This window comes from Chitinolyticbacter meiyuanensis (assembly GCF_008033135.1).
Taxonomy (GTDB): Bacteria; Pseudomonadota; Gammaproteobacteria; order Burkholderiales; family Chitinibacteraceae; genus Chitinolyticbacter; species Chitinolyticbacter meiyuanensis.
Genome location: NZ_CP041335.1, coordinates 4,128,617 through 4,147,551, shown reverse-complemented (window position 1 = coordinate 4,147,551; position 18,935 = coordinate 4,128,617). Strand labels below are relative to the sequence as shown.

Below are 18,935 nucleotides of genomic sequence, written 5' to 3'. Positions count from 1 at the left end.
GCTACACCGGCGCTGGCGTCATTTCCGGTCGCAGCCGGATCACGCCAGCAGTACTGGCGACGCCATTTTCCCAAAACGACAGTTGCGCGTACTGGTCGAACAGGTCTGGTGGCAACACGGTGCGCCGTGATTGAGGCGCAACGCGGGGCCTTACCCGGTGCAGGCCACCGACCCCCAGCGACTGGTCGAATTCTGGTGCATCGTAGTGCACGTTGTCGAAATCGTGCTCGAACCAGGGCTCGCCGATAAAGTCGTAGACCAGTCTTAGCACCTGCTCAGGAGCACGGGTCAGCAGTTCGTAGTCCACCAGCAGCAATGAATCGGCATGTTCGCCGTAATACGCTTCTTTCAGCGCGGCCCAGGCGAAGCCCACCAAGCGGTTGCGTTGTGCCAGCGTCTCGACCCGGCTGTAGACGGTGTTGCGCTCGTTGTCGTCCACGAACAGCTTGGTGTTCTCGTACGGATTGGCACGGTACAGCCGCTCGATGCTGTCCATGATCCAGGCCACGTTGCGCACGCAGGCGATCACCTTGGCCTGCGGAAACAGATCGCGTATCGCTGGCAGACGGGCACACCACTGGCGATTGGTGTCGAACACGACGGGCCGTTCAACATCGGCGTAGTAGTTGTCGAACAACCCTCGCAGCAGCCGGCGTCGCTGTGCCAGTTCGATGACCGGGCCGAATTCGCTGCCGGCGCTGCACTGCGCCAGCATCGCGCCGAACAGCGTGCCGACAGGGCTGGTCATCCCAGCTTGGAAACGCGGGTTCTGCAGCAGCAAGGCTGACAGCAGCGTCGACCCGGAGCGCGGCAAGCCGGAGATGAAGTGATACTGTGCTGTGGTCACGCTTACGGTTCACTGAGTTAATAAGTGAATACTATTCTATGTCCCTGGCTTGGAACACCGGCGTGGCGGATCAGCTAGGGATCAGTCGCGAAAATGCGCCTGTCTTTCTACGGAAAATGCTTTATATCTCGCAGGACGCTGTGTTTCCACCGCCATGGGGGCGGCGGCAAAGTGGCGCGACCCCTCAGAAAAACAACTGGAGATTGAAGAGATGGAAGTTTTCATCGGTACCATTCAGCCGTTTGCATTCCCTTACGCGCCAGCTGGCTGGGCATTCTGTAATGGGCAATTGCTGGCAATTTCGCAGTTCAACGCCCTGTTCGCGCTGGTGGGTACCACCTATGGCGGTAATGGCACGGTCACCTTTGGCCTGCCCAACTTGCAGGGCCGGATGCCGATTGGTCAGGGGACCGGTGGCGGCTTGAGCAATCGTCCGATTGGCCAGGTGGGGGGGGTCGAGAACATGACGCTGACCTCCAACAACATGCCGATGCATACCCATGCGATCACCAGTGCACTGACTGTCGCCACCAATGTGCAGCTGGCCGCTGCCGCGAGCAACCCGGTGAACGCGCCGACGGCGACCAACTCCTTCATCGGCGCTTCTGGCACCGGCCCGGGCAGTGCCACCATCTACTCTGACGCGCTGGGCGCTGCGCCGATCACGCTGCAAGGCGTGAGCAGCAACCTGGGCGGAACCGTGAGCGCGGCCGCAGCGGGTGGCAGCCAGCCCTTCGAGCTGATGAATCCGTTCCTGGCTGTGAACTTCAGCATCGCGCTGAACGGCATCTTCCCGTCGCGGAACTGATCCGCTCGCGCAAGCTGCGCGGAATGAGAGGCGCCAAGCCTTGGTGCCTCTCCTTCATTGTTCGTACCGCGGGCCGGAATATCCGGCCTGCTCATTTCCTGAGAGTGCCGATGCTGCACCAGATCGAAGCCAGCCATTTCCAGCCCCTGGTGGGCGCCACCTGCGCACTTGCCTTGCCGGACGGCCGTGAGTTGACCGTGCTGGTCGAGCGGGTGGACCTCAAGCCGCTGTCGCAAATGCCGGGCAGCCGTATGCCGTTCGCCGTGGCAATGACCGCACCGGGGGGCAGCGATTTCGTACACGGTCCGTGCGCACTCGATTTACCGGGTCCAGGGCGCGTGGAGGGCCTGTTCGTATCGCGTGTGCCAGCGCTGGGCCGCGACGAACACGCGGCTTATTTCCAGGTGGTGTTCAACTGAACGGCTGGATTGCTTGCGTGACAGCAGCTACCGGTGAACACTGCCGGCTCAGCAGATTGAGCTTGGGCATAGCGCAAAGGTTCGCCTGTCCGAAACCGGCCCATCGATGGGCCGGGTGATCAAACCGGCGATGGTATGAAAAACGACAACCCCTACGCGGCCTCAAGTGCCGATCTCACCCAGTCCGAAGTCCTGCGCCCGGTTCGCCGGGGAAGGCAGTGTTGTATGCCTTCCTGATCGATTTCCTGGGCTCCAATTTGCTCGGTTTTGTGCTGGGTATTGCCTATGGCATGGTGCTGACGCTGCGTGGCATGCCGCTGGACGAGGTGCAGGCGCACATGGCGGCGTTGACGTGGCATTCGCCGTTCATGCTGCTGACCATCTTGCTTGGCACCTCGATTTCGGTGCTAGCGGGCTTCCTGTGTGCCCGTAGCGCCAAGCGGCATGAGTATCGCTGCGCCGTGATCGCTGTGACGCTGAGCAGTGGACTGATGACCTGGCTCATTTGGGATCAATTCAGCATGGCGGTGTCGCTGGGACTGCTTTTGTTGTCCTACGCCGCCTTTCTGACCGGCGCCCGCTGGGGGTGCCTTGCGAACCGCAAGGCGTTGGCGATAGCGGGCTGATTGCGGCTCAGGCGGCCGTCGGATACCACACCAGGCGCTCGGCCGTATCGCTCGCTTCTTCGACCTGGAAGCCCAGCGCGAGGTAATGCTGTCGCGCGCGCGGATTGCTGCGCCAGACCACCGCGGCCACCGGGCTGCGTACCTGGCGCGCCGCCTGCTGCACGCCTTGCAGTACGGTGCGCCCAAACCCGAGGCCGCGTGCGCTGGGAATGAAGGCCAGATAGATCACGCGCACCTCGTTGGGGCCGAAATCGACCACCAGTGCGCCGATGGCAGTTGCGGTTTTTTCGATCAGGTAATGCATGGCGTTGGGGTAGGCCGTGCCAGCACCGGTCTGCAGGGCTTGGTATTGCTGAGCGATCACGCTCTCGACCAATTCCGGGTCTGCGTCGATCAACTGCAGGTCAGGCCGGGCACTCTGATAGAGCGTAGCCAGGAAAGGCTCGTCGCTGTGGCGAGCGGGGCGGATGGTAAGGCCGTCGGCCAATGCGTTGGCGCTATCAAGCATGATGGATGTAGCTCTCATCTGAAGGTGGGGTACGTCTCTGTCCGTCTGAGCGAACCGCTGGCGAAGCGAGGTTGACCTTCCCCAGATCAATGCCGGTGGATGGCCACGTGGCGAGCCCGGGCATCCACTGTTCAATTCGTTTTTCAGTACCGCGGGAAAGCCGGGTCAACCTGGTCGGCCCAGCCGGCGACCCCGCCGGTGAGGTTGATCATCTGCTCGAAGCCGTTGCGCTCGAGGAACATCGCCACCTGATAGCTGCGCATGCCGTGGTGGCAGATCACCACGGTCGGCCGATCCGGGTCCAGCTCCTGCTGGCGCGCCGGAATCTCCTGCATGGGGATATGCACGATACCGGGTAGCGCACAGTAGGCGACTTCATTCGCTTCGCGCACATCGAGCAGCACCGGCTGCGGGCGGTCGGCATCGGTCAGCCAGCTGGCCAGTTCTTGCGGTTGCAGGTGTTGCATGTAGGGACTCCAAAAAACAAACCGGGGTGGTGACCACCCCGGCTGGGTATAACGAAGCCTTGTGCTTACAGCCCGGCGTCGGCGCGCAGCGCCTCGGCCTTGTCGGTGCGCTCCCAGCTGAAATCCGGCTCTTCGCGGCCGAAGTGGCCGTAGGCGGCGGTGCGGGTGTAGACCGGGCGCAGCAGGTCCAGCATCTGCACGATGCCCTTGGGGCGCAGATCGAAGTGGCGCTCGATCAGCTTGACGATCTCTTCATTGCTGAGCTTGGAGGTGCCCCAGGTGTCGACCATGATCGAGACCGGCTTGGAGATGCCGATGGCGTAGCTCACCTGCACCAGGCACTGGCGGGCGATGCCGGCGGCGACGATGTTCTTGGCCACATAGCGGCCGGCGTAGGCGGCCGAGCGGTCGACCTTGGACGGATCCTTGCCGGAGAATGCGCCACCGCCGTGCGGCGCTGCGCCGCCGTAGGTGTCGACGATGATCTTGCGGCCGGTCAGGCCGCAATCGCCCATCGGGCCGCCGATGACGAAGCGGCCGGTCGGGTTGACCAGGTACTTCGGATCCTTCAGCCATTCCTTGGGCAGTACCGGCTTGATCACTTCCTCGATCACCGCTTCGGAAAGCTGTGCGTGGCTGACGTCCGGGTGGTGTTGGGTGGAGAGCACGATGGTGTCGACTTCGAGCACGCGGCCCGATTCGGCGTCATAGCGCAGCGTGACCTGGCTCTTGGCATCCGGGCGCAGCCACGGCAGGCGGCCGTCCTTGCGTAGTTCGGCCTGGCGCTGCACCAGCCGGTGCGCGTAGTAGATCGGGGCCGGCATCAGCTGCGGGGTTTCGTCGCAGGCATAGCCGAACATCAGGCCCTGGTCGCCGGCACCCTGGTCGAGGTCGAGGCCAGCGCCTTCGTCCACGCCTTGGGCGATGTCGGGGCTTTGCTTGTCATAGGCGACTAGCACGGCGCAGGTCTTGTAGTCGAAGCCGATGTCGCTGTGGTCGTAGCCGATGCGTTTGATGGTGTCGCGGGCGATCTGGATGTAATCGATGTTGGCGGTGGTGGTGATCTCGCCGGCGAGCACCACGAGGCCGGTGTTCACCAGCGTTTCCGCCGCGACGCGTGCGTTTTTGTCCTGGGTGAGGATGGCGTCGAGGATGGAGTCGGAGATCTGGTCAGCGACCTTGTCCGGATGGCCTTCCGAGACCGATTCGGAGGTAAAGAGGAATTCTTTCATTTGCGTGATCCTGGTTCAGCTCGTGTCGGCCCCGCCGGAAAGCCGCTAGAATCGGGGCTTTCCTGCTCGCACTATACCGATGCTCGTTGCGTTGATGAGACCCGTTGCCTGGCTGCCGTTGTGCGTGTTCCACGCGCTGGGCGCCGCGTTGGGCTGGCTGGCCTGGGCGCTGTCGCCGAGCTATCGGCGCCGGCTGGCCGAGAACCTGCGCGGGTCGGGGCTTGCGAAAAACGACAGCGATTATAGCCGAATGCTGCACGCGAGTATTGCAGCGCACGGCCGTGGCGGGCTGGAGCTGATCCCGGCATGGTTGCGCCCGGCCCAGCACGTGGCGGACTGGGTGAAGGAACGCGACGGCTGGGAGCACTTGGAAGCGGCGCTGGCCAAGCCGGAACCCATCATCTTTGTCACGCCGCACCTTGGCGGGATCGAGGTCTGCGGCGTACATCTTGCGATGAGCATTCCGCGCCAGCTTGCTGCGCTGTATCGCCCGCCCAAGATCGCCTGGCTGGAGCCGTTGATGCTGGTGTCGCGCAATCGCGAAAACGGCTTGGCCGCGCCGGCCAATGCCCAGGGGGTACGCATCCTGCTGAAGGCGCTGAAGCAGGGTCAGACTGCCTATATGCTGCCGGACCAGGCGCCGGGTGCGGGGGAGGGGGCGTGGGCCCCGTTCTTTGGCCGGCAGGCCTACACGATGACGCTGCTGGCGCGGCTGGCGGTATCGAGCAAGGCGACGGTGCTGTTCTGCTTTGCCGAGCGCCTGGGCTGTGGTCGCGGCTACCGCATGCATGTGCGGCCGATGCAAGGTGCCTTCAGCGGTGAAGCGGCAGCGGATGCCGCATTGCTGAATGCCAATATCGAAGCGTTGGTGGCGCTGTGCCCTACCCAATACCTGTGGAGTTACAACCGCTACAAGCGCCCGTCCGGTGCGCCGGAGGCGCCATGAACGCACCGACCCGCTGGGCTGATCTGTCCTGGGCCGCTCGCCTGCTGGCTGTCCCATTCTGGCTGCTGCATTGGCTGCCACTGTCCTGGTTGCATGTGCCGGGGGCTGTCTTGGGCGAGCTGCTGTTTCTCGCAATGCCGCGCCGTCGCCGGGTCGGCACCGTCAATCTCGAACTCTGCTTCCCGGAGTGGTCGGCAGCCCAGCGCCGTCGCTGTCTGCGTGCGCACTTCCGGACTTATGCCACCTGCGTGCTGGCCTACGGCATACTGTGGTTCGGCAGCGCACAACGCGTGGCACGACTGGTGGCGCGTGAAGGTTACGAGCACTATCTGGCGATCAAGGATCAACCCATCATCGTGCTGGCGCCGCACTTCCTGGGGCTCGATTGGGGTGGGATACGGCACTCGATCGATCATTGGGGCGCCATCGTCTACACCTCCACGCACGAAAAGGCCTTCGACCAGTTGCTATCCTATGGCCGCGCCCGATTCGGCCCGCCCTTGATGTTCCGGCGCACCGAGGGCATTCGGGGCGTGGTGCGTGCTGTACGCGACGGTGCGTCGCTCTACTACTTGCCGGACCAAGATTTCGGCGCACGGGAATCAATCTTCGTGCCGTTCTTTGGCATTCAGACCGCCACCGTGCCGGCGCTGTCGCGGCTGGCCGGGCTTGGCAACGCCAAGGTCGTGCCAATGGTGACCACGCTCGAAGGTGGCCGCTTTGTCACGCGGTTCTATCCGGCATGGGACCACTTCCCCAGCGACGATCTGGCCGCCGATACCTTGCGGATGAATGAATTCATCGAGGCGCGTACGCGTGAGCATCCAGCGCAGTACTACTGGCTGCACCGCCGCTTCAAGACCCGGCCCGAAGGCGAAGCCAAGCTGTATTGACGCCCAACTTGCTGCGTCGCAGCAATTTTCTTCTGCACGACCGATTCAGCCGCTATGCTGGGTTCAGATCGCAGCAAGGAGAATGCCATGGCCAAGACCGCATTGGTGATCGGGGGCGGCGCGCCCAATATGCCGTTGATGGCGGGCGCGCTGTCGGCGATGATCCGCCAGCGAGTGCGATTCGACCTGATCTCTACTTCCGGCGCCGGGGCGCTGGTGGGCCTGCTCTACGCCGCACCCAAAAACGGCAACGCGATTGAGGCGCTGGCGCACATGGTGCAGATGGGGATTGCCGACCCTGTCTATCGCGTGCTGCCGGTCAATTACAAGGTCTTCAACAAGCCAGGGCAGCTGGCGGACCTGTTCCGTCGCGAGCTGGCGCGCTCGCCGATGTCGCAGCTCGTTGATCAGCTGTCAGGCCAGAGCGATGCCTGGCGAGCCTGGGCGGACTGGGTGCGGCTGATGTGGGCGATCGCCACGCCGTCCGATCTGTCCGGCCGCAGCCTTGGCTTGTGTGCCCACGTGCCCTTTATCGAGGACGTGGTCGATTTTTCGCGCATTGCCACGGCCAGCGTGCCGATCTACCTCAATGCCTACAACCTGGACCGGCGCGACATGGTGCAGTGGGAAGGCGAGGAGATCACCGTGGAGCGCTTTCGCGCGGCGCTGTCCTTTCCCTTCCTCTACCCGCCGACGGTGTTGCCGAATGCCGCGGGCGAGCCGGAGCACTATATCGAGGGCGCGGCGCTCGATACGCTGAATTTCCGCGCGCTGGTAGGCCCGGATGGCGTGCATCCGGAGATCCGCACCATCGTGGTGTTCGACGTGCTTGGCGCTGACCGTCTATTGCGGCCGCCGCGCGATCTCTACGACGCGTGGGTGATGTCCATCATCACGCCACTGGTGGAGATCGCCAAGGACGACCTCAAACTGTTCGACCTCGTCTATAACCGCAATCCGGACGGCAGTGAGAAACGCAATCTGCTGAAGGTGCCGCTGCTGGCGCCCGAACTGCCGGCCGAGCGCTGGGATGCGATGTTCGACTGGAGCTACTCCAACATGCGCACGTTGTTCCGCCTCGGGTTCGAGGCAGGGCTGATGTTCTGTCGCGACCATGCGGCCACGCTCGGCATCCGCTACGACGAGGCGGTGACGTCGCTGCCCGAGGATTGGACGGTGGCCGACGCCGTTGGCGAAACCGTGCCGGCCTGAGCGGCCAGTCGCAACCGCAGTCGTTCCATGTCCAGCCGCTGCTCCAGTGCGGCGAGCTGGCGGGCGATCTGGGTGGAGAGCCGGATGCCGCCGGTGTGATGGGTGGCCTGCGCCGCGAGCAGCGCATGCATCTGCCGGTGGTGAGCCAGCGCTTCGCGATGGCGACCGAGATCCTGGTAGACCTGGGCCAGCAATGCTTCGGTCGGCACCCGCAGGCTGGCGATCTGCGTCTGCCTGGCCAGCAGGCTGGCGGACAGCAGGTATTCCAGTGCCTCCTCGTTGCGCCCCAACTGGCGATGCGTCTTGCCCAGGCTCAGCAACACCTGCACCTGGCCCCAGGCATTCTTGTGCGAGCGGTACAGCTGCTGCGCTTCCTGCAGATAGCGCTGCGCGGTTTCGTATTCGCGGCGTTCGAAGTGCACCAGGCCATAGTAGGAAACCACTTCGGCCTGCCACACCGGGTTGTCGACGCCGTTCGCCAGTAGCGCGGCCGCCGCATCGAGCGCCGCCAGCGCGGCATCGTAGTTGCGCTGGCTGTAGGCCACGCTGGCGAGGTTGATATGGATCTGGCAGCGCAGGCGGTGATCATCCCGCATCTCGGCCAGTTGCAATGCCATCTGGTGGAAATAGCTGGCCGAGTCGTAGTCGCGCAGCGCGTCGTAGACCTTGCCGACACCGATATAGGCCTTGGTGCACCAGCGCATGTCCTGTAGCGCACTGGCCAGTTCCAGGCATTTGAGCCAGGCATCGAGCGCGCGCAAATAGTCCGCGAGGTCGTACAGCACCAGTGCCAGTTCGTCGCAGGCGTGGATGACCACGGTCTTGAGATTGGCTTGGCTGGCATGCCGCACCGCGTCGCGCATGCTGTCGGCGGCAGCCTCGCGTTGCCCGGCAAAGAACAGTGCCCGGCCGCGTTCGATCATTGCGTGGGCGATCAGCGTGGCATCGCTCAGCGTCCGGCATTCGGCCAGCAGGGTATCGGCCTGCGCCAGAATACGGGCGTATTCATCGCGCTCCAGCAGTTCGTAGTCGAGCGCTGTCAGCGCATCGAGCCGCTGCTGCAGCGTCGGGCGGGCATCATCCATGGCGTGCTCCACTCGTCATCACCCGGTTGCGGCCGGCACGCTTGGCTTCGTATAGCGCGAGATCCGCGGCGCGCAGCAGCGCGGCGGGCGCATCGCCTGCCGCGAGCGTGCTGCAGCCGATGCTGATCGTCACGCCCAGCCCTGGCGCGATGTCTGACCAATGCCAGCCCTCGATCTGCACACGGATGCGCTCGGCCAGCCGGAGTGCCCCTGGCAGCGCAGTGTCGCCCAGCACCAGCGTGAATTCCTCGCCACCGTAGCGGAACAGTGCATCGCCGTCGCGCAGGGTGGACTGGATCAGCCGCGCGCCCTCTTGCAGTACCTGATCGCCGACCTGGTGGCTGTAGCCGTCGTTGATCGCCTTGAAGTGGTCGAAGTCGAGGATGAGCAGCGACAGTGGCCGGCCATGCTGGTGGGCCTGTGCCACGATGCCCGACAGGCGCTCATCCAGCGCACGGCGGTTGAAGACCGCGGTGAGTCCGTCGCGATAGGCGGCGTCCTCCAGTTGCTGCAGCCGGGTTGCGCGCTCGCTGGTCTGCTGGCGTAGCTGGGTCAGCTCGATCTCGGAGGACAGCAGCTTGAGCTTGATCTCGGCGGCGGCGAGCCGGCGTGCCGCCAGCTTGTTGGCACTGCTGGACATCGCCTTCTGCGCGATGGCCTGGTGGTGTTCGTGGAACGCGATGTGATGGTGCAAGGCCGCGGCGAAATCGCCGCGCTGCTCGTAGAGCTGCGAGAGCTCCTCGTGGATCTGCTGCGACAGGTGCGGCGCACCGAACTTGGCCACGGTCTCCAGCGCACGGGTCAGGTGTGCTTCGGCCTGCTGGTCCTGTCCCAGTGTGCGTACCAGCCGGCCAAGGCCCAGCTGGTTGACGGTCTGGCCCCAGAGAAAGCCGGCTTCGAGGTTGATCGCGTAGGCGCGCTCCAGGAAGTCCTGCGCCCTCAGCGTATGCCCCTGTCGGGCGTGGATGGTGCCGAGGTAGTTGTAGATTTCCGCCTGCCAGTCGCGGCGCAGTGGCAGTTGCAGATCGCGCTCGGCGCCGTGCAGCAGCGGTTCGGCCAGGTCGTAGCGGGCAAGCCCGATCAGGTCGGCTGCGAGGTGGATGGCGGCCTTGGCGCGCAGGTCGGTGTCCGGCTGTGCCGCTGCGAATTCGGCGGCCTGCACGTGGTAATGGAAGGCGTACTCGAGATCGTTGTGTGCCACATAGAGGTTGCCGAGTGCCAGGTAAGCCTCGGCGTAGAGTGCCGGGGCGCCAGCCTCCAGCGCCTGCTCCAGTCCCTGCACCCAGTGCAGCAGTGCCTGGCTGTTGCGTCCAGCGGCGGCGTGCGCTTGCGCCAGCGTGAGCGCCAGCTCGGCACGCAGGCGGGGCGTGGCATCGGCGGGTAATGTGCGGCGAGCTCGCCGCAGCGCTGGCAGGGCCGCGTCGGCCCCGGACAGCACCAGCAGCGCGCGGCCCCACAGCAGGCGGGCAGCGGCCTCGAGATCGGGATAGCCTGCCTGTGCGGCGCGCTGGGCTACCTGGATCGCCAGCGTCAGGCAGACCTCGCATTTGGGGGCGAACATCGCCTTGGCGTCGCCGAGCGCCTGCTCCAGTGGCTGGCGAGGATCGGCGGGGCCGGCGGCGTTCATGGTGGCTCCGCTAGCCGGCGAGGCGGGCGAGTCGGGCGCGGATCGCTTCCGCGTCGTCGGCCAGCAGGAGGTCGTCGATCGCCGCTTCCAGCCGCGGCAGTTCCGCGGCGAGGATGCGCTGCTTCACCTTCAGCAGCTGCGCTGGCAGCATCGAGAAGCGCTTGAGTCCCAGGCCCAGCAGCAGCAATGTCAGCTGCGGATCACCGGCCATTTCGCCGCACATCGACACCGGCTTGCCGAGGCGGTTGGCGGTGCTGATCACATGATGCAGCAGCTGGACCACGGCCGGATGCAGCGGGTCATACAGGTAGGAAACGGTGTCGTCATTGCGATCGACTGCCAGCGTGTACTGGATCAGGTCGTTGGTGCCGATCGAGATGAAATCGAGGTGCTTGAGGAAGCCGGCGACCGCCACGGCCGCAGCCGGTACTTCGATCATGCCGCCGATCTCGATGTCCTCGTCGAACGGCACGCCCTCGGCGCGCAATTGCGCCTTGATTTCCTCGACATGGCGCCGGGTCTGCCGGACCTCGGCGACATTGGACAGCATCGGTACCAGGAGCTTGATCTTGCCGTACGCGGATGCCCGCAGCAGCGCGCGCAGCTGGGTACGGAACACCTGGGTCTCGGCCATGCACAGCCGGATGCCGGTGAGGCCGAGCGCAGGGTTGGGCGCGTCGCTCTCCTCCTGCCACTTTGGGATCTTGTCCTTGCCCAGATCCATGGTACGGATGATCACCGGCTTGCCCTGCATCGCCTCGGCCACCGCGCGATAGGCGTCGAACTGCTCGTGCTCGGTCGGCAGGTCGTCCTCGTCGCGCAGGAACAGGAATTCCGAGCGGAACAGGCCGATGCCGGTGGCACCGTTGGTGAGTGCGAGCTCGGTATCGTCCGGCAGTTCGATGTTGGCAAACAGCTCGATCTCGCTGCCGTCACGGGTGATCGCCGCAGCGCCGCGGATGTCCTGCAGCGCACGCTGGCCGACCAGCCAATCGTTCTGCCGCGCCCGGTACTCGGCGAGCACCTTCTCGTCCGGATCGACGATGACGACGCCGGCTTCGCCATCGACGATCAGCAATTCATCCTCGCGGATCAGCGACTGGGCATGGCGCAGTGCCAGCACTGCCGGCAGGTCCAGGCTGCGGGCCAGGATGGCGGTGTGCGATGTCGGTCCGCCGACATCGGTGATGAACGCGGCGTACTCGGTGTCCTTGAACAGCACCATGTCGGCCGGCGACAGATCGTGCGCCACCAGGATGCAATCGGGCCGGGTTGGTACTGGCACGCGCGCCTCGTGGCCGGCCAGCGCCTTGAAGATGCGCTCGGTCACCTGGATCACGTCGGCGCGACGCTCGCGCAGGTATTCCTCTTCGATGTCGTCGAATTGTGCGAGCAGCGTATCCAGATGCTGCTTCAGCGCCCATTCGGCGTTGCAGCGCTGGGTTTCGATGATGAGCTGCGGCTCGGCCGTCAGTGCATGATCGTTCAGCAGCATGATATGCAGGCTGAGGAAGGCGCCGAGCTCGGCGGGCGCGTTCTCCGGGATGTTGCCCCACAGCGCCTCCAGCTCCTGGCAGGCATGGCGCACGGCAGCCTCGAAGCGGGCGAGCTCGCGGGCGACGTCGGCTTCGGCGATCGTGTAGTGCGCGATCTCGATCTCGTCGTGCGAGAGCACGTGGGCATGCCCGATGGCGACGCCCCCGCCGATACCGATGCCGTGCAACGTGATCGCCATATGTGTTCCTCGTTCAGGGGCGCAAGTGGCCCGTTCTTACTCGCCTTCGCCGAACCGGTCGGCGACCAGTGCCACCAGCGCCGAGAGCGCGGCATCCGCGTCGGGCCCGTTGCTGGTCTCGATCATGATGGTGCTGCCCTTGCCCGCTGCCAGCATCATCACGCCCATGATGGATTTGGCGTTCACCCGCTTCTGGTTGCGGCTGATCCACACTTCGCTCTGGAACTGGCTGGCGAGCTGGGTGAACTTGCTCGATGCGCGGGCATGCAGGCCGAGCTTGTTGACGATTTCTACTTCCTGTTGCGGCATGGTGGTCCTGTGTACGGCGTGATGGAGCGGAGCAGGGTTATTCGATCGGCGGCAGGATGTAGAGCACCCCTTCCAGGCCGCCGGTGATGGCCTTGCTGACGACGACTTCCAGCGACTGATGGCTGTAGGTGAGCGCGCGCACCAGCATCGGCAGGTTCACGCCGGCCACCGCCTCGACCTTGCCCGGTTCGATCAGCCGGTTGGCCACGTTGGAAGGCGTGCCGCCGTAGATATCGGTCAGCAGCAGCACGCCGCTGCCGTCGTCCAGTTCGGCGATCATCGCGCGCGCGCGGCCCAGGATTTCGTCCGGGTCGTCGGCCTTGCTGACGGCGAGCTGGGCCAGGTTATCGAGCGGCCTGCCCATGATGTGGTGCGCACACGAGATCAGCGCTTCGCCGAGCGTGACATGCGTGACGAGGATGATGCCTACCATCGTTGTCCTGAGAAGCTGGGTTTTCTGACGTTATAACCGAAAACTGCGGCGCTCCGATAGCAGGGGCAAACCCATGCGCAACGCCGTCATCGCAGCCGGTAAACGTGCGGCGGCTGTACCAGCCAGCGCAGCCGCGCCTGCATCGAGGCTGTCAGGTAGGCGCTGCCGTCGGGCGCGATCAGCAGTACGTCGCGCAGGCCGAAGCGGTGAGCGTAAGCCAGTGCGCTGTCACTGCCGCCGATGAACAGCGGCTTGGTCGCCACATCCGAGATCGCGCCGGCCTCGCGCGACGGCGGTGCGATCACCGTGGCTGCCTGCAACTCGTGCGCCGGCTCGCCGCTGCGCGGGTCGATCAGGTGGTTGTAACGCACGCCGTCGAGCTCGAAATAGCGCTGGTAGTCACCGGAGGTCCCGATCGCTTCGCCATCCTGCAGCGCCAACATGGCCATGGCGCGCGGCTGGCGTGGATGCTGCAGCCCGACCACCCACGGTTCCTCACCCTTGCGGCCGAGCGCCAGTACGTTGCCGCCGATATTGATCAACGCATGGCTGATGCGCTGGTGTCGCAGATAGGCCGCTGCCCGATCCAGTGCCCAGCCCTTGGCCATGCCACCGAAGTCGAGGTTGACAGACGGATTGCCGCTGCGGATGGTCGCCTGCTCGATCGTGAGGTCGGCCAGCGTCGGCGCTGCGGCGGTCAGTGCTGCCAGCTTGGCCGGGTCGGGTCGGTGCGGGGTGAAGCTATCGTCGTGAAAGCCCCATAGCGCAACGAGCTCGCCGATCGCCGGATTGAACAGCCCGTCCGAACGCACTTCATAGCGCCGGGACTGGCGGACCAGCTCGATCAGTTCAGCGTCGATGGAGACCGATTCACCGGCCTTGAAGGCCGCATTGAGGCGGGTGACCGGGGACGGTTGCCACGCATGGAGCCGGGCGTGCAGACGATCGAGCTCGGCCAGTAGCGCATGGGCATGGCGCTCGGCACTTGCTTCGGGCAGGCCCCAGAAACTGATCTCGACCTTGGTGCCGAAGACATAGCCAGTGCGCTGGTACAACGGCGGCTTGCTGCAGCCGGCAAGCAGGAGCAGCAGGCAACAGAGACCGATATGCAGCCGTGCCGGCCACGCCGGCATCCATGCTCGCACCGGTTTTACCCGGGGCGCTGTGCGTCGTGTGGCTGGTGCAGCCGTGCTTCCAGCGCGTCGATGAACAGCGCGGCGACGTTGATGCCGGATTGGTCGGTGATTTCCTGGAAGCAGGTAGGGCTCGTCACGTTGATCTCGGTAACGTGCTCGCCGATCACGTCGAGGCCCACCAGCAGCAGGCCGTCAGCCACCAGCTTCGGGCCCAGCGCCTCGGCGATCTCGCGGTCTCGTGCCGTCAGCGGCCGGGCGACGCCGGTGCCGCCGGCGGCGAGGTTGCCGCGCGTCTCACCGGCCTTGGGGATGCGCGCCAAGCACCAATCCACCGGCTTGCCGTTGATAAACAGCACGCGCTTGTCGCCGTCCTTGATCGCGGGCAGGTAGCGCTGCGCCATGATGGTCTGCGCCTCGTTGGCGGTCAGCGTCTCGATGATGGCGCCGATGTTGGGATCGTCCTCGCGTACGCGGAAGATGCCCATGCCGCCCATGCCGTCGAGCGGCTTGAGGATGATGTCGCGGTGTTCGGCGAGGAAGGCACGGATGTCGTCGGCGCGCTGGGTGACCATGGTCGGCGCGATGAATTCGGGAAAGCGCAGGATGGCGAGCTTCTCGTTGTAGTCGCGCAGCGCCTGGCCGGGGTTGAACACCCGTGCGCCCTGGCGCTCGGCCAGTGTGAACAGGTGGGTGGCGTACAGGTATTGTTGATCGAATGGTGGGTCGGTGCGCATCAGCACGGCATCGACCGCCTTCAGTGCCAGCGGCTGGGCGGCGCCCTGCGTGAACCAGCTGCCGTAGGCCTGGGTGTCGCTGAAGGCAAACGGCGTGGCGCTGGCGGTGACGATGCCGTGCTGCACCGACAAGTCGGCTGCCTCGCAGGTCCAGATGGTCCAGCCGCGCCGCGCGGCCTCCTGCAGCATCACGTAGGTGCTGTCCTTGTGGATCTTGAACTTGGCGAGCGGATCGGCAACGACGAGCAGTTGCATGGTAGGTCCAGGCAGGGAAGGGGCCGGCTTGCGCCGGCCAGGGGATCAGACGGCGAGGGCGACGGCTTCGGGCGCCTGCGCGGTTTCCAGTTCCAGCGAGGCGGCGAGCAGTGCCAGGCGCGCGACCACACCGTAGCTGTAGAAGCGGTTGGGCTCGCTGTCAGGTGCACCGTCGCAGTCAGGGGTCGAGCACGGCGAGGCAAACGCCAGCGGCACGAAGTGCATGCCCGGTGCATTGAGGTTCTCGTCGCTGCCGCGACCGGTATGCACGCGGTAGAAGCCGCCGACCACGAAGCGGTCCAGCATGTAGATCACCGGCTCGGCCACTGCGGCATCGACGGTCTCGAAGGTGGGCACGCCTTCCTGCACGATCACGTCATGCACTTCCAGGCCTTCCTTCACCACTGACATCTTGTTGCGCTGCTTGCGGTTGAGCCCGATCACCTCGTCCGCCGACTTCACGCTCATCACGCCCATGCCGTAGGTGCCGGCATTGGCCTTGACGATGACGTAGGGCGCCTCGTCGATACCGTGCTCGGCGTACTTGCGGCGGGTGCGCTCCAGCATTGCCGTGACCGAAGCAGCCAGTCGGTCTTCGCCTTCGCGGCTGTGGAAGTCGAGCGCGTCGACGTGATCGAAATAAGGATTGATCACCCACGGATCGATGCCGATCAACTTGGCGAAATCGCCAGCAACCTGGTTGTAGGCGGCGAAGTGCTCGGTCTTGCGCCGCGCGTACCAGCCGGCACGCAGCGGCGGCAGCACCTGCTGGTCGACATGCTGCAGCAGCGGCGGTACGCCGCCCGACAGATCATTGTTCAATAGCACCGCACAGGGATCGAAGCCATCGAGCCCGATACGGCTGCCATGGCGTTTCACCGGCTCCAGCGTCAGTGCCTGACCATCGGGCAGCTCCAGCGTGGTGGGGCCGGTGATCTCGGGGTTGAGGCTGCCGATGCGCACGTTGAGGCCGGCCTGGCGCAGGATCTTGGCGAGCGCGGCGACGTTCTGCAGATAGAACTGGTTGCGGGTATGGTTTTCCGGGATCAACAACAGGCGGCGCGCGCTGGGACAAAGGTCTTCCAGGGCGCTCATCGCGGCCTGCACGGCCAGCGGATGGAAATCGGGATTGAGGTTATTGAAGCCACCTGGGAACAGGTTCATGTCGACCGGGGCGAGCTTGTATCCGGCATTGCGCAGGTCCACCGAACCGTAGAACGGCGGCGTGTGTTCCTGCCACTGGTTGCGGAACCAGTGCTCGATATCCGGCTGCGCGGCGAGGATCTTGTGCTCGAGATCGAGCAGGGGGCCGGTGAGAGCCGTGACGAGATGCGGTACGCTCATGGATAACCTCGGGTTTGACGCTGCCGGTGTGACGATGGCTAATACATATGGGGCTGAGCGCGCCGGAATCAAGTTGACCGCGGTGCCGGACAAGCCAAGCCATTCACAGTGTGCACTGGCTTTTGTGAATATATGTCGAGACAAGCCGACGTGTCGGCGGCTCGGACGAAGGAGCAGGCATGCGCGATCCCTTTGCTACGGACACCGCCACTTTCGACGAGCCGATCGCCATGTTGCATGCCTGTCACGACCGGGTGCGCCATTACGCCGGCCTGCTGGCACGGCTGGTCGCCCATTACCAGGTACATGGCGCCGACGAGCAGGTGCGTCAGGCGGCTCAGGCGGTGCTGCGCTATTTCGAGGTGGCTGCGCCACTGCACCATGCGGACGAGGACGATGACCTGTTCCCGGCATTGCAGGCGCGTGCGGCGCCCGAGTTGCTGGCGGTGATGGCCGCGCTGACGGCAGAGCACGCCGGATTGGAGCAGGACTGGCTGCGTTGGCGGGATCGCTTGCGTGCGATGCTGGCGCATGAAGCGATTGCACTGTCGCAGCAGGAGGCGGAAGCATTCGCTGCGCGCTATGCGGCACATGCCGGCCGCGAAGAGGCGGAAGTCTATCCCTGGGCAGAACGGCTGCTCACCGCTGACGAGCTGGCCGTGCTGGGCACACGCATGGCGGCGCGGCGACGCGTCGGCTAGCGGTTCACCTGGATGCCACGCAGCGGCTGATCGCGGCGCTCGCCGATGCCCTGGCGGATGTTGAGTGCGTGGTAGCGCGCCAGCGTCTGGCGGGCTTCCTTGGGAAGAGTGTCGTCGTGGAAGGCGGCCTGGATCAGCTCCTTCTGCACGAAGGCAAGCTGACGTGACAGCAGCGTGCAGTCGGTCATGGCCACGCCGCGGTTCATGTCGGCGACGATGGCGAGGGCATCGCGCTTGATGCGATAGATCAGCGATTGCGACAACGGGTTGCTGCGCGCCTCGATGCGTTCGCGCGTGGCTGGCAGCATGCGGGTGGGCTCGTTCAGCGCGCTGTCGTTGGCGGCGGGGGCGGCCGGGCGGCCGGTCAGGTGTTTGAACAGCTTGAACAGCATGCATCCCTCCAAAAACAACGGGACGCCTTGCGTCCCGTTGTCGTTCGACCCGATGGGCTTACTTCTCGAGCAGAATCCGCAGCATGCGGCGCAGCGGCTCGGCGGCGCCCCACAGCAGCTGATCGCCGATCACAAAGGCGCTGACGTACTCCGGGCCCATGTTGAGCTTGCGCACGCGGCCGACGCCGATCTTAAGCCCGCCGGTGATCGAAGCCGGTGTGAGCTCCTTCACAGTGACTTCGCGATCGTTCGGCACCCATTTCACCCAGTCGTTGCCCGACTTGATGATGGCCTCGATCTCGGACAGCGGCAGGTCCTTCTTCAGCTTGATGGTCAGCGCGAGGCTGTGGCAGCGCATCGCACCGATCCGCACGCACAGGCCGTCGACCGGGGTCGGGCTGCTGTTGCCGAGGATCTTGTTCACCTCGGCTTGGCCTTTCCATTCTTCCTTGGATTGGCCGTTGTCGAGCTGCTTGTCGATCCAGGGGATCAGGCCGCCGGCGAGCGGAGCGCCGAAATATTCGGTCGGCACGTCGCTGCGGATGGTCTGGGCCACCTTGCGATCAATGTCGAGGATGGCTGAGGCCGGCGTGGCGAGCTCATCGGCCACTGAGCCGTACACCACGCCCATACCCTTCAGCAGTTCGCGCATGTGGTTGGCGCCGCCACCCGATGCAGCTTGGTAGGTCATCGACGACACCCAGTCGACCAAGCCTTCCCGGAACAGGCCGCCCACGCCCATCAGCATGATGGAGTTGGTGCAGTTGCCGCCGATGTAGTTCTTCACGCCACGGCCGAGCGCGTCGTCGATCACCTGGCGATTGACCGGGTCGAGGATGATGACTGCGTCGTCTTCCATGCGCAGCGTGGAGGCAGCGTCGATCCAGTAGCCGTTCCAGCCGGCAGCGCGCAGCTGCGGGAAGATTTCGGTGGTGTAGTCGCCGCCTTGGCAGGAAATGATGACATCCATGGCCGACAGCTCGGCAATGGATTTCGCATCCTTCAGCGTGCCGGCTGCCTTGCCGAAGTTCGGCGCCGCACTGCCAGCCTGCGAGGTAGTGAAGAACACCGGCTCGATCAGGTCGAAGTCCTTTTCTTCCTGCATGCGCTGCATCAGCACCGAGCCGACCATGCCGCGCCAGCCGACGAGGCCTACTTTCTTCATCATCGTTTCCTTGTCATCAGGGATTACACGTAAGCCCCTGATGTTAGCCGAAAAACCCCCA

Annotated in this window: 21 protein-coding genes; 7 read left to right on the top strand and 14 right to left on the bottom strand. The window is 64.8% G+C overall.

Annotated elements, in window-relative coordinates:
* Window position 1: 1 nt before the first annotated feature.
* Window positions 2-847, bottom strand: coding sequence for a sulfotransferase family protein (locus FLM21_RS19815; RefSeq protein ID WP_148717232.1), 846 nt, complete (start codon window positions 845-847; stop codon window positions 2-4).
* A gap of 154 nt (window positions 848-1,001) precedes the next feature.
* Here FLM21_RS19815 and FLM21_RS19810 point away from each other — a divergent pair, with 154 nt between their 5' ends.
* The 3 genes from FLM21_RS19810 to FLM21_RS19800 all read left to right on the top strand — a co-directional run bounded on the left by FLM21_RS19810 (window position 1,002) and on the right by FLM21_RS19800 (window position 2,700).
* Window positions 1,002-1,655 (top strand): phage tail protein, encoded by a 654-nt coding sequence (locus tag FLM21_RS19810; protein WP_246120766.1) that lies wholly within the window; start codon window positions 1,002-1,004, stop codon window positions 1,653-1,655.
* A 110-nt stretch (window positions 1,656-1,765) separates the two neighbouring features.
* The gene (locus tag FLM21_RS19805; RefSeq protein ID WP_148717231.1) at window positions 1,766-2,074 is read left to right on the top strand and encodes a DUF6916 family protein; all 309 of its coding nucleotides are present in this window, start codon (window positions 1,766-1,768) and stop codon (window positions 2,072-2,074) included.
* Between the two features lie 221 nt (window positions 2,075-2,295).
* Window positions 2,296-2,700 (top strand): hypothetical protein, encoded by a 405-nt coding sequence (locus tag FLM21_RS19800; RefSeq protein ID WP_148717230.1) that lies wholly within the window; start codon window positions 2,296-2,298, stop codon window positions 2,698-2,700.
* Between the two features lie 7 nt (window positions 2,701-2,707).
* On the opposite strand, the gene FLM21_RS19795 is transcribed toward FLM21_RS19800, so the two are convergent.
* The 3 genes from FLM21_RS19795 to metK all read right to left on the bottom strand — a co-directional run bounded on the left by FLM21_RS19795 (window position 2,708) and on the right by metK (window position 4,907).
* Window positions 2,708-3,208, bottom strand: coding sequence for a GNAT family N-acetyltransferase (locus tag FLM21_RS19795; RefSeq protein ID WP_148717229.1), 501 nt, complete (start codon window positions 3,206-3,208; stop codon window positions 2,708-2,710).
* Window positions 3,209-3,351: 143 nt separating this feature from the next.
* A complete protein-coding gene (locus FLM21_RS19790; protein ID WP_148717228.1) occupies window positions 3,352-3,675 on the bottom strand; it encodes a rhodanese-like domain-containing protein in 324 nt (107 codons plus the stop codon).
* 65 nt (window positions 3,676-3,740) lie between these two features.
* Window positions 3,741-4,907, bottom strand: a complete 1,167-nt coding sequence (gene metK, locus FLM21_RS19785) for a methionine adenosyltransferase (RefSeq protein ID WP_148717227.1) — start codon at window positions 4,905-4,907, stop codon at window positions 3,741-3,743.
* A 79-nt stretch (window positions 4,908-4,986) separates the two neighbouring features.
* Here metK and FLM21_RS19780 point away from each other — a divergent pair, with 79 nt between their 5' ends.
* From FLM21_RS19780 to FLM21_RS19770, 3 genes are all read left to right on the top strand, one after another.
* Window positions 4,987-5,853, top strand: a complete 867-nt coding sequence (locus FLM21_RS19780; RefSeq protein WP_148717226.1) for a lysophospholipid acyltransferase family protein — start codon at window positions 4,987-4,989, stop codon at window positions 5,851-5,853.
* Window positions 5,850-6,746 (top strand): LpxL/LpxP family acyltransferase, encoded by an 897-nt coding sequence (locus FLM21_RS19775; RefSeq protein WP_148717225.1) that lies wholly within the window; start codon window positions 5,850-5,852, stop codon window positions 6,744-6,746. Before FLM21_RS19780 ends, FLM21_RS19775 begins: the two co-directional genes overlap by 4 nt.
* An 87-nt stretch (window positions 6,747-6,833) precedes the next feature.
* Entirely contained in the window at window positions 6,834-7,958 is a 1,125-nt protein-coding gene (locus tag FLM21_RS19770; protein ID WP_148717224.1) for a patatin-like phospholipase family protein, read from the top strand.
* On the opposite strand, the gene FLM21_RS19765 is transcribed toward FLM21_RS19770, so the two are convergent.
* The 8 genes from FLM21_RS19765 to gshA form a co-directional block, all read right to left on the bottom strand.
* The gene (locus FLM21_RS19765) at window positions 7,883-9,043 is read right to left on the bottom strand and encodes a tetratricopeptide repeat protein (RefSeq protein ID WP_148717223.1); all 1,161 of its coding nucleotides are present in this window, start codon (window positions 9,041-9,043) and stop codon (window positions 7,883-7,885) included. The two genes, FLM21_RS19770 and FLM21_RS19765, sit on opposite strands and share 76 nt — an antisense overlap.
* Window positions 9,036-10,670 (bottom strand): diguanylate cyclase, encoded by a 1,635-nt coding sequence (locus tag FLM21_RS19760; protein ID WP_148717222.1) that lies wholly within the window; start codon window positions 10,668-10,670, stop codon window positions 9,036-9,038. The genes FLM21_RS19765 and FLM21_RS19760 overlap by 8 nt, the downstream gene beginning before the upstream one ends.
* 10 nt (window positions 10,671-10,680) lie before the next feature.
* Entirely contained in the window at window positions 10,681-12,405 is a 1,725-nt protein-coding gene (gene ptsP, locus FLM21_RS19755) for a phosphoenolpyruvate--protein phosphotransferase (RefSeq protein WP_148717221.1), read from the bottom strand.
* A 36-nt stretch (window positions 12,406-12,441) separates the two neighbouring features.
* Window positions 12,442-12,714: an HPr family phosphocarrier protein gene (locus FLM21_RS19750; protein ID WP_148717220.1), complete on the bottom strand. Its 273-nt coding sequence runs from the start codon at window positions 12,712-12,714 to the stop codon at window positions 12,442-12,444.
* A 37-nt stretch (window positions 12,715-12,751) separates the two neighbouring features.
* A complete protein-coding gene (locus tag FLM21_RS19745; protein WP_148717219.1) occupies window positions 12,752-13,147 on the bottom strand; it encodes a PTS sugar transporter subunit IIA in 396 nt (131 codons plus the stop codon).
* Between the two features lie 86 nt (window positions 13,148-13,233).
* Complete coding sequence (locus FLM21_RS19740; protein WP_148717218.1) at window positions 13,234-14,280, bottom strand: FAD:protein FMN transferase; 1,047 nt, start codon at window positions 14,278-14,280, stop codon at window positions 13,234-13,236.
* 17 nt (window positions 14,281-14,297) lie between these two features.
* Window positions 14,298-15,272, bottom strand: coding sequence for a glutathione synthase (gshB, locus tag FLM21_RS19735; protein WP_148717217.1), 975 nt, complete (start codon window positions 15,270-15,272; stop codon window positions 14,298-14,300).
* Between the two features lie 45 nt (window positions 15,273-15,317).
* Window positions 15,318-16,616 (bottom strand): glutamate--cysteine ligase, encoded by a 1,299-nt coding sequence (gene gshA / locus FLM21_RS19730; RefSeq protein WP_148717216.1) that lies wholly within the window; start codon window positions 16,614-16,616, stop codon window positions 15,318-15,320.
* A gap of 179 nt (window positions 16,617-16,795) precedes the next feature.
* On the opposite strand from gshA, the gene FLM21_RS19725 reads away from it, so the two are divergent.
* Window positions 16,796-17,317, top strand: coding sequence for a hemerythrin domain-containing protein (locus tag FLM21_RS19725; protein ID WP_148717215.1), 522 nt, complete (start codon window positions 16,796-16,798; stop codon window positions 17,315-17,317).
* On the opposite strand, the gene FLM21_RS19720 is transcribed toward FLM21_RS19725, so the two are convergent.
* Together FLM21_RS19720 and asd are read right to left on the bottom strand one after the other, a co-directional pair.
* Entirely contained in the window at window positions 17,314-17,709 is a 396-nt protein-coding gene (locus FLM21_RS19720; RefSeq protein ID WP_148717214.1) for a hypothetical protein, read from the bottom strand. The two genes, FLM21_RS19725 and FLM21_RS19720, sit on opposite strands and share 4 nt — an antisense overlap.
* 58 nt (window positions 17,710-17,767) lie before the next feature.
* Entirely contained in the window at window positions 17,768-18,874 is a 1,107-nt protein-coding gene (gene asd, locus FLM21_RS19715) for an aspartate-semialdehyde dehydrogenase (protein WP_187360201.1), read from the bottom strand.
* Between the last annotated feature and the right edge of the window lie 61 nt (window positions 18,875-18,935).